The organism is Candidatus Symbiothrix dinenymphae, from assembly GCF_001431085.1.
On the sequence record NZ_BBRU01000593.1, the window covers coordinates 1 to 1,953 of the forward strand.

The 1,953-nt window shown below is 34.1% G+C and carries 2 protein-coding genes; one reads left to right on the forward strand and one right to left on the reverse strand.

Features of this window, described 5'->3' with window-relative positions; genetic code table 11:
• Positions 1-682 precede the first annotated feature (682 nt).
• The gene (locus tag ASC50_RS06485) at positions 683-1,162 is read left to right on the forward strand and encodes a bacteriocin fulvocin C-related protein (protein ID WP_158648552.1); all 480 of its coding nucleotides are present in this window, start codon (positions 683-685) and stop codon (positions 1,160-1,162) included.
• Positions 1,163-1,426: 264 nt separating this feature from the next.
• Here the strand turns inward: ASC50_RS06485 and ASC50_RS06490 are convergent, their stop codons facing one another.
• Positions 1,427-1,840 (reverse strand): MarR family transcriptional regulator, encoded by a 414-nt coding sequence (locus ASC50_RS06490; protein ID WP_055432217.1) that lies wholly within the window; start codon positions 1,838-1,840, stop codon positions 1,427-1,429.
• Positions 1,841-1,953: the final 113 nt, after the last annotated feature.

Below are 1,953 nucleotides of genomic sequence, written 5' to 3' on the forward strand. Positions count from 1 at the left end.
AAAAGTTGATTAGTAAGATTATAAAAGCTATTAATGATTTTTTAATTTATATTTTCGCTAAAATTAAAGTAAGATGCTAAATAAAATATATTCAATACTCGTCTATCTCTCCCTGATTTTGTCGGGCATGTATTACAGTTTTGTCATTCGAATTCATGTTGTGTTTGCCGACAAAAATGAGTTACTGGGGGATCCGAAAGATGTGAGTATAATCCATCAGGAAATTGCTGTGATGACGCATGTCGTTAATATATCCTTAGTTCTGCCTATCACATTTATTTTGACCATAATGGCTTTATATAGAAAAAAAGTGCATTGGAGTACGGTCGTTTTATTTCTAATTAACTGCATATCGGTTTATTTATTATTTTTTACAGGAGCAGATATGAATGATTGGATTTTTGATTGAGCTTATGAAAAATACCGTCTGTTTCTTGTCCCCTGCGATATTTGAAATTATATTTACAGGAGTGTTTATAATCGGGTTGGTTGCAATTTTAAAGGAGAAAAAAATTTTCAAAAATATTGGGTTTATATGAAATTTTTGCCTAACTTTGCTCCCGATTTTGAACAGAGTTCAAGTGGGCTTCGGCTCTGTTGTAAAATCAGAATGTAAAGTTTGGAAAATGTGATGGATTGTGTAAAAATAATTAAGAAATTGAAATATAAATAATTAATCTTTATGAAACGAGAATTTATTATTAGTATGTGTTTGTTTGCACTGTGTTGTTGCTCATTTGTATATTCACAAGATTATACGGATGAAACACAGGCAGATGTTTGGATTAAAGAACATCAAACAGAGATTCAAACCATGAGCCGGAAAGATTGGCTTCAATTGGATGAAAGTCTTAGGCATCCTGTTTTTATGAAATTCACCCCAAAACAGCGGTACGAATTTTGGTTGCACAAAATGCAGGAAACTTTGGCTTTACCTTGGTGGAACGAATTGGAAAAGAATCATATACAGTTGTTATATCTGACAATCTATGAACATTTTGATTGGTTTGAATTAACTCCGCTTTCAGAGCATAAAGCTGAATATGAAGCATTTGAATCCTTTAATCACCAATGGGCTGAATATGCAAAAGATACTTTAGGCTGGGACAATATTTTAATAGGGGCAATAGTTGATTCCGGCAATAAAGTGATGAATAAATAAGAATCTGCGACAGCATGTGATTTTTTTTCTGTTTTTGTTGATAGGTTTGTATTGGATTTGGTAGATTAAAAAATAGGCTAAATCTTTTTTTGAGGTGCTATTTTCCAAGTCCCGGTTTATCATATTATTTATGATGCTGTCCTGCTTTTTAGCTGTTACTAACGAAAACCTTGCCAAATCGGTTTGATTGGCGAGTTTTTTTTATCACGACATTTATCACGACATTTATCATGCCACTTATCATGCCACTTATCATGCCACTTATCATGCCACTGCTACTATTATCCATTTCCCATCTTTTCGAGAACCTTCTCTTTCAATTAGTTGCTCTTCAATTAATTTAGAGATAGTTCTTGCCATTGTTCTTTCGGGAATAGCAAGACTTTGAGCCATTTCTGGGATTGTGATTTTTGGATTTTTTTGAATCAATTCCAATACTTCATCGGCATGTTTAATTGTGGCACTAATTTCCCCTAAATCACGGGAGGGATAAGCCCCTTTCTTTTCATAACGGACAGTTAGTTTGAACACATCGCCTTCTTCCATAATCGGCAAGGCGGTTTTATCTTTTACATACAATGGAACATAATGAAACATTTTTCTTACTCCGGAACCTAACCCACATTGCGCACTATCCGGAATAAAGTCGTTGTAAATCAGACTATTGGAATTTTTCAAAAACCTGTTTGTGTACTACAAATTTTTTCGTTTGGAATGGATATGGGCGATGCCTTAGTTTGTCGTGGAGCAATTTGACTTTGGGACTTGGCTCGGAACATTTTCGCAGGATA

Bases quoted from the DNA above. Each gene is read 5' to 3' on its own strand.
- ASC50_RS06485 (WP_158648552.1), top strand. From the start codon at position 683: ATGAAACGAGAATTTATTATTAGTATGTGTTTGTTTGCACTGTGTTGT.